The 6,897-nt window shown below is 72.7% G+C and carries 4 protein-coding genes and 1 pseudogene; 1 reads left to right on the forward strand and 4 read right to left on the reverse strand.

Translation table 11 applies throughout. The features are described 5' to 3' along the window. Positions 1-934: pseudogene (locus tag FNH09_RS43170) on the forward strand (hypothetical protein); the annotation flags it as partial. 90 nt (positions 935-1,024) lie between these two features. Here FNH09_RS43170 and FNH09_RS43175 read toward each other — a convergent pair. The 4 genes from FNH09_RS43175 to FNH09_RS43190 form a co-directional block, all read right to left on the reverse strand. Next, a complete protein-coding gene (locus FNH09_RS43175) occupies positions 1,025-2,752 on the reverse strand; it encodes a glycosyltransferase family 2 protein (RefSeq protein WP_152895337.1) in 1,728 nt (575 codons plus the stop codon). Then, positions 2,749-4,959, reverse strand: coding sequence for a CDP-glycerol glycerophosphotransferase family protein (locus FNH09_RS43180; RefSeq protein WP_152895338.1), 2,211 nt, complete (start codon positions 4,957-4,959; stop codon positions 2,749-2,751). Before FNH09_RS43180 ends, FNH09_RS43175 begins: the two co-directional genes overlap by 4 nt. Before the next feature lie 180 nt (positions 4,960-5,139). Continuing rightward, positions 5,140-6,015: an ATP-binding cassette domain-containing protein gene (locus FNH09_RS43185; protein ID WP_162469967.1), complete on the reverse strand. Its 876-nt coding sequence runs from the start codon at positions 6,013-6,015 to the stop codon at positions 5,140-5,142. Next, positions 6,008-6,897, reverse strand: an 890-nt coding sequence (locus FNH09_RS43190) for an ABC transporter permease (protein WP_152895340.1), incomplete at its 5' end; no start/stop codon positions are given. The genes FNH09_RS43190 and FNH09_RS43185, both read right to left, overlap by 8 nt.

Below are 6,897 nucleotides of genomic sequence, written 5' to 3' on the forward strand. Positions count from 1 at the left end.
GGCCTGGCTGGGGCTCGGGGTGCTGTGGGCGGTGATCCTGCTCTGCCACCAGTTCTCGGGGGTCGTGGCCTCGCTGGGCGCACTCGCCACGGTGCTCGCCGCGCGGCCCGCGCGAGCCGTGTGGGGCCGGGCGGCGGCGGGCCTGGCACTGGGGCTGCTGGTGCTGTGGCTGTGGCCGTACTACGACTTCTTCGCGCTCTTCGGGGCCGGTTCGGGGCTGGAGTCGGTGCACCGGGCGCTGTACCGGGACCTGGTGGGACGGTTCTGGCTGGTGCTGCTCGGCGTGGTGGCGCTGGGGCTGCGATGGCGGCGCGACCGGTGGGATCCGCTGGTCCTGTTCTTCGCGCTCGGGCTCGTGGTGTGCGCGGGGGGCTGGCTGAGCGGGCACTACTCCTGGGGGCGTGCGCTGCCCGCGGTGCTGATCCCGGCGCAGACCGCCGCCGCGCTGGAAGCGGTGACGGCCGGACGGCGCCGGGTGCGGACCGCGTGGGCCTGCGTGCTCGGCGCGGCACTGCTGGTGGGGGCGTGGACCCAGGCCGGGACGCTGGGGTACGTGGTTCCGCCCGGGCGGCTGCCCGAGGCGGTGGCGGCGAAGTACCGGCAGCCCTGGGTCGGGTACCGGTGGATCACCCCGTGGGTGAGGTACGGGGACGTGGTGCTGGCCCGGACGTCCGAGGCGCGGCAGATCCCGGCCTACGGGCCCTACACCGTGGCTCCCGGGTATCCCGACTTCTTCCTGCCGGACGAGGCCCGGCGGGCGGACGCGGTGCGCAGGTACTTCGCGGCGGGGACGGCACCGGGGGTGCGACAGGACATCGTCCGGTCGTACGGGGTGCGGTGGGTGGTGGACCGGGGGGCGCCGCGGGAGACCGGCGGGCTGCGCAGGGTGGCCCGGGGGCCGGGCGGACAGGTGCTGTACGCCGTCGTGCCGTGACATCCCCTCGCCGGCCGGCCCGCGTGACCGGCCTTCGCCGACCGGCCCCTGGAGGCCGGTCCGCGCGAACGCTCTCGCCGCCGTGCGCCGTCACCTCAGCGCGCTGCGCACCAGCCGGGCCGCCCGTCGCACCTTCGGCGGTGCCACCTTCTGCACCAGCGGCCGTACGAGGCGTGCGGTCGTGCCCACCGGCACCCACCGCACCTGGAGACGGCCCGGGTTGCGGCCCTCCGGTTCCACCGTCACCTGGTGGGGCGAGGTGCCGGAGCGGTAGCCGACGCGGGCGGTGAGGGCCGGGAAGTCGAGCGGCGCCAGGAGGAGCGAGGTGTGCGGCAGGCCGTTCTGTTCGAGGCGGAGCAGCGGATGACGCACCCCGGCGAAGCCCTGGAGGGGTGGGGCGGCCGCCACGAGATCGAGGTGGACGTGCCCCTCGAAGACGCCGGGGCGCACCGGGAGCAGCCGGAAGGGCACCGTGAGCCGCCGGCCGGGGGTGAGCAGAAGACAGGCGCGCTGCGGGCCGACGGCCAGCCGCAGCCCCGGGTCGTAGGTGCGTACGGCCAGGTCCAGCGAGGCGCCGGGACCCGGGGCCAGTTCGACGATCTCGTGACGCAGCAGCGCGCCGGGGAAGGGGCGGGTGTCCAGCTCCAGGTCCGTGACGTCCAGTTCGCGGCGGGAGCGCGGGCCCTGCGCGACCGTGTCCCCCCAGTAGGTCCGGCCCTGCGCGTCCGCGGTCACCGTCCTGGGGGCCACACCGTGGCCCAGCCCCCGGGCCGCCACCCTGACCTGCTCGGTACGGCCCTCGCGGACCAGTTGGAGGACCACCCGCTCGGCCCGCGGCAGCCGGGCGTACGCGCCCGGCGCGAGCGTCGCCAGATACGGGTTCACGATCTGCGCGAACGACTCCAGCCAGGCGTCGTCCCGGTAGGGCAGGTCCCCGGCGTACATGCGGAAGTCGTGCTTGAGGAACTTGTAGTCCTTGTCCTCGCGCAGCGACTCGTGCCCGCTCTCGGCCAGGAAGGCGTCGATCAGCCGCTGTACCCGGACGCGGTCGGCGACGTTGCCGAGCCTGTGCCGCTGGTTGGAGATCGACCGAGACCCCGAGGCCGCGTACGGCTCGATGTACCAGCGGTAGACCGGCTCAGGGATGATCGTGAACTCCTTGGCGAGGCAGTACGCCTGCGCCGTGAACAGCTGGTCCTCGTAGTGGATGCCCTCGGGGAAGCGCAGGCCGTGCCGGTCGAGGAAGGCGCGCGCGTACATCTTGCTCGTCGACAGGTGCTCGAACAGCAGCCGCGGGTCGGCCTCGATGCCCTCCACCGTGCGGCGCCGGTCGACCAGGTGGGGCATCCAGGTGGACCGGCGCCCGGTGTCGATGCGCACCCGCTGCACGGCGCCCATCGTGAAGTCGACCTCGCGCTCGCGGTGGGCGGCCAGCAGCAGTTCGACGGCGTCGGCCGGAAGCTCGTCGTCGCTGTCCAGGAACATCAGGTACGGGGCGCGGGCGATCTCCAGCGCGCGGTTGCGCGGGGCGCTGCACCCGCCGCTGTTCTCGGGCAGCCGCAGGTACAGGATCCGCGGGTCCTCGGCCGCCAGCCGACGGGCCACCTCCGGGGTGGCGTCGGTGGAGTGGTCGTCGCTGATGATGATCTCGATGTCGGCGTGCGTCTGGCGGCGCAGCGAGGCGACGGCGCGCGGGAGGCGTTCGGCGTCGTTGTAGACGATCACCGTGACCGTGACGTCGGGGGTGTCCGGGGCAACGGGAGCGTCGGCGAGGTGAGGGGCGTACGGGGTGTCGGGGGCGGCCTCGGGCGTGGTCATCGGGCGTCCGCCTCCTGCGGGGTAGGGGCCGGGGTCCGCTCGTCGACGGGGACCGGCCGGGGCAGCGACTGCTCGCTCTCGCCGAGGAAGACCCGGCGGACGACCCGCTCGGCGGCGCGCCCGTCGTCGTACGCGCAGAAACGGCGCCGGAAGGCGGCCCGCGCCTTCGCCGCGCGCTCGTCGCGCCAGGCGTCCGACGCGAGGATCTCGGTCAGTTCCTCCTGGGTACGGGCCACCTGGCCCGGCGCCTCGGCCGGCAGGTCGAAGTAGACGCCCCGGGTCGTCGCGTACGTCTCCCAGTCGTCGGCGTAGATCACGATCGGGCGGTCGAGGTTGGCGTAGTCGAACATGATGGACGAGTAGTCCGTGACCAGCGCGTCGGCGGCCAGGGCGAGTTCCTCGACCGGGTCGTAGCAGGAGACGTCGATGATGCGTCCGGTGCGGCGCAGGCCGGCCAGGGGGGATGCCGACCCGTCGTAGAAGTAGTGGCCGCGCACGAGCAGGACGGTGTCCTCGCCCAGCCGGTCGGCGAGGGCGGCGAGGTCCAGGCGCGGGGTCCAGCCGGCCTCGTAGTCGCGGTGGGTGGGGGCGTACAGGACGGCCCGCCGGCCGGGCGCGATGCCCAGGCGGGCACGGACCGCGCGGACGTCCGCCGCGGTGGCCGTGTAGTAGACGTCGTTGCGCGGGTAGCCGTGGTCCAGGGAGACGTAGCGCGACGGGTAGGCGCGCTCCCACATCCGGGTGGAGTGGCTGTTGGCGGAGACGCTGTAGTCCCATTTGTCGACGCGGGCCAGCAGCGCGGCGAAGTCGATGCCCTGCGCGGCGGCCGGGAAGCGCAACTGGTCCAGGCCCATGTGCTTGAGCGGGGTGCCGTGGTGGGTCTGGAGATGGACCGCGTCCGGGCGTTTGATCACCGCGTCGGCGAAGTTGACGTTGTTGACCAGGTACTTGGCGCTCGCCAGGACCTCCCAGTAGCGGGGGGTGTTGGGGACGACATGGTCCGTGCCGGGCGGCAGCAGCGCGGCGTTCGCCGCCGTCACCACCCACACCTGGTGGATCCGCGGGGCGAGCTCGGTGAGCTTGGCGGCGATCGCGGCCGGGTTGCAGGCGATCCCGCGGTTCCAGTAGGCCGAGAACACCGCGAGGCCGGGGTCGGCCGGGCGGCCGAGCGCGCTGCGGTACCGGTGGTCCCGGAACTTCGCGCCGATCCGGCGGCTCTGGGCGCGCACGGCCGATCTGGCCGCGCGGCGCGTGCGGTTGGCGGCCTGGAAGGCCCGGTACTTGGTGTACGCGCCCTCCTCCAGGAGGGCCCGGCGTACGCCTTCGAAGCCGGCCGGGCGCTGGTGGTGCTCCGGGCGCCCGCGGACCGCGGCGAGCGACGCCCGCCGGAAGAACTCGCGCGCCACCGCTTCCGGCATCGCCGAGCGGGCGAAGGTGCGCAGACAGTCCTGGACCATCACGTCGTACAGCTCGGCGTGCGGGCCGGGGCGGTCCGGCGCGGTACGGGTGAGGAGCGACTCGTAGCGGTCGATCAGGGCGAACCGTTTCTGCGGTGCGACCCCGGGGAGGCTCTCCGGGCGCGGCTCGCGGTGCTCGTAGGCGATGTGGGGCAGGCAGGCGACGCGCTCGGCGTGCAGCAGGGCGGCGTAGGCGGCGAACGGCTCGTCGTCCGTGCCGAGGTCCTCCGCGTGGGCCCGCCAGAAGTCGGCGCGGACGGCCCGGTTGCCGAGCAGCGGGGCGAGCCGCAGCAGCTGCGGGGCCTGGTCCAGGACGACGGCGGTCCGGCCCGTGCGGGCCAGCAGCAGACCGTCCGCGGAGGGCGCTCCCGTCGTCTGCCAGGTGGAGCGGACGTGGTCGAAGAGGAGTACGTCCACCGGGTCCGGCGACGCGGTCAGTTCGGCGGCCCGCTCGGCGACCGTGTGCGGGGCGTCGGCCGGCAGTCCGTCGCCGGCCCGGACGAAGTGCAGCCAGCGGCCGGACGCCCGCGCGGCTCCCGCGGCCCTGGCCTCGGCGTCCCCGGTGCCGGCCGGCAGGGGCAGCACGGTCAGCTCGGACGCGTGTCCCTGGGCGGTCTCACGGGCCCAGTCGCCCACCGCGGCGACGATCACCTCGACGTCCGGGAGCGGATGGGCGGCCAGGCCGTCGAGGAGGGCGGCCAGTCGGCCCTGGGTGTTCGGGCCGTGGACGATGACGCTGAGCTCGGGCATCGCGGTGGTCTCCTTCGTGTGGTGACCTCTCGTCGTCGTCCGCCTTTTCGTCGGCCGGGCGCACCTTTCCGGACATACTGTCACTGATCGGATGAAAAGGTTGAAAGTGGTTGGTGTGGTCGATGTGATTGGCCCGAATGATTCGGGCCCCGGCGCTGCCTGGATGTCCGGATGCCTGGATCAGGAGTGCAGGGCGACCTTCTGCTGTCGCAGTTCGGCCCGCGTCTCCCGCAGCGGCTGCGGCGCCTTGCCGTTGCCGTTGGTGAACTCCTCGTACTGGTCCATGACCTCTTCCGTGGGTCCGTCCATGAGCAGCTCGCCGCGCTCCAGCCACAGCACGCGGGTGCAGGTGTCGCGGATCGCCTTGGCGCCGTGGCTGACCAGGAACACCGTGCCGGCCTCCTGGCGCAGCTCGCGGATGCGTTCCTCGGAGCGCCGCTGGAACTTGCGGTCGCCGGTGGCCAGCGCCTCGTCGATCATCAGGACGTCGTGGTCCTTGGCGGCGGCGATGGCGAAGCGCAGCCGGGCGCCCATGCCGGAGGAGTAGGTGCGCATCGGCAGGCTGATGAAGTCGCCCTTCTCGTTGATGCCGGAGAAGTCGACGATGGACTGGTAGCGCTCCTTGATCTCCTCGCGGGACATGCCCATGGCGAGACCGCCCAGGATGACGTTCCGCTCGCCCGTGAGGTCGCCCATCAGGGCCGCGTTGACGCCGAGCAGCGAGGGCTGGCCGTCGGTGTAGACCCGGCCGGTCTCGGGCGGCAGCAGACCGGCGATGGCCCGCAGCAGGGTCGACTTGCCGGAGCCGTTGGTGCCGACCAGGCCGATCGCCTCGCCCCGGTAGGCGACGAAGGACACGTCCTTCACCGCGTGCACCTTGCGCACGCCCGCCGCCTTCTCGACCTTGCCGCGGCGCAGGATGCGGTTGAGGGCGGCGGTCGCGGTGCCGCGGCCGGCGCCGGTGCCGTTGACCCGGTAGACGATGTTGACGCGGTCGGCGACGACGGTGGGGATCCGCTCGTCGGCGGAAGTCGGGGAAGTCGGGTTCTCAGCCACGGCCGTACGTCTCCTCAGCCTTCCAGAAGTAGATGAAGCCGCCGACGCCCGCGACCAGGGCCCAGCCCACCGCGACCAGCCACACGTGCGGCGGCAGCTGGCTGGCGTGGAAGCTGTCGATCAGGGCGAAGCGCATCAGGTCGATGTAGACGGCGGCGGGGTTGCACTGGAGCGCCGTCATCGCCCAGTGGGGCAGATCGTCGTGGCTGAGCACCTTGTCGATGCTCCACATCACGCCGGAGACGTACATCCAGGTGCGCAGGATGAACGGCATCAGCTGCGCGATGTCCGGCGTCTTCGCGCCCATCCGCGCCATGACCATCGACATGCCGGTGTTGAACACGAACTGGAGCGCCAGGGCGGGCAGCACCAGCAGCCAGGACATGCTGACGGGCACGCCGAAGCAGAGCAGGATGACGATCAGCGCGACCATCGAGAACAGCAGCTGCTGGAGCTGCTGGAGGCAGAAGGAGATCGGCAGGGCCGCCCGCGGGAAGTGCAGGGCCCGGACGAGGCCGATGTTGCCGGAGATCGCCCGCGTGCCCGCCATGATCGAACTCTGGGTGAACGTCCAGACGAACACACCCGTGACAAGGAACGGCACGAAGTCGGGGACACCGTGCGAGGTGCCCAGCAGGATGCCGAAGATGAAGTAGTACACCGCCGCGTTCAGCAGCGGGTTCATCACTTGCCAGAGCTGCCCCAGCTTCGCCTGGCTGTACTGTGCGGTGAGCTTGGCGGTGGCGAAAGCACTGATGAAGTGGCGTCGCGCCCAGAGCTGACGGATGTACTCCGGCAGGGAGGGGCGGGCACCACTGACCGCGAGACCGTGGCGGGCGGCCAGGGCCGAGAGGTCGTCGTCGGCCGGGGCCGGGGTGGGGG

Source organism: Streptomyces adustus (assembly GCF_009377175.1).
Classification (GTDB): Bacteria; Actinomycetota; Actinomycetes; order Streptomycetales; family Streptomycetaceae; genus Streptomyces; species Streptomyces adustus.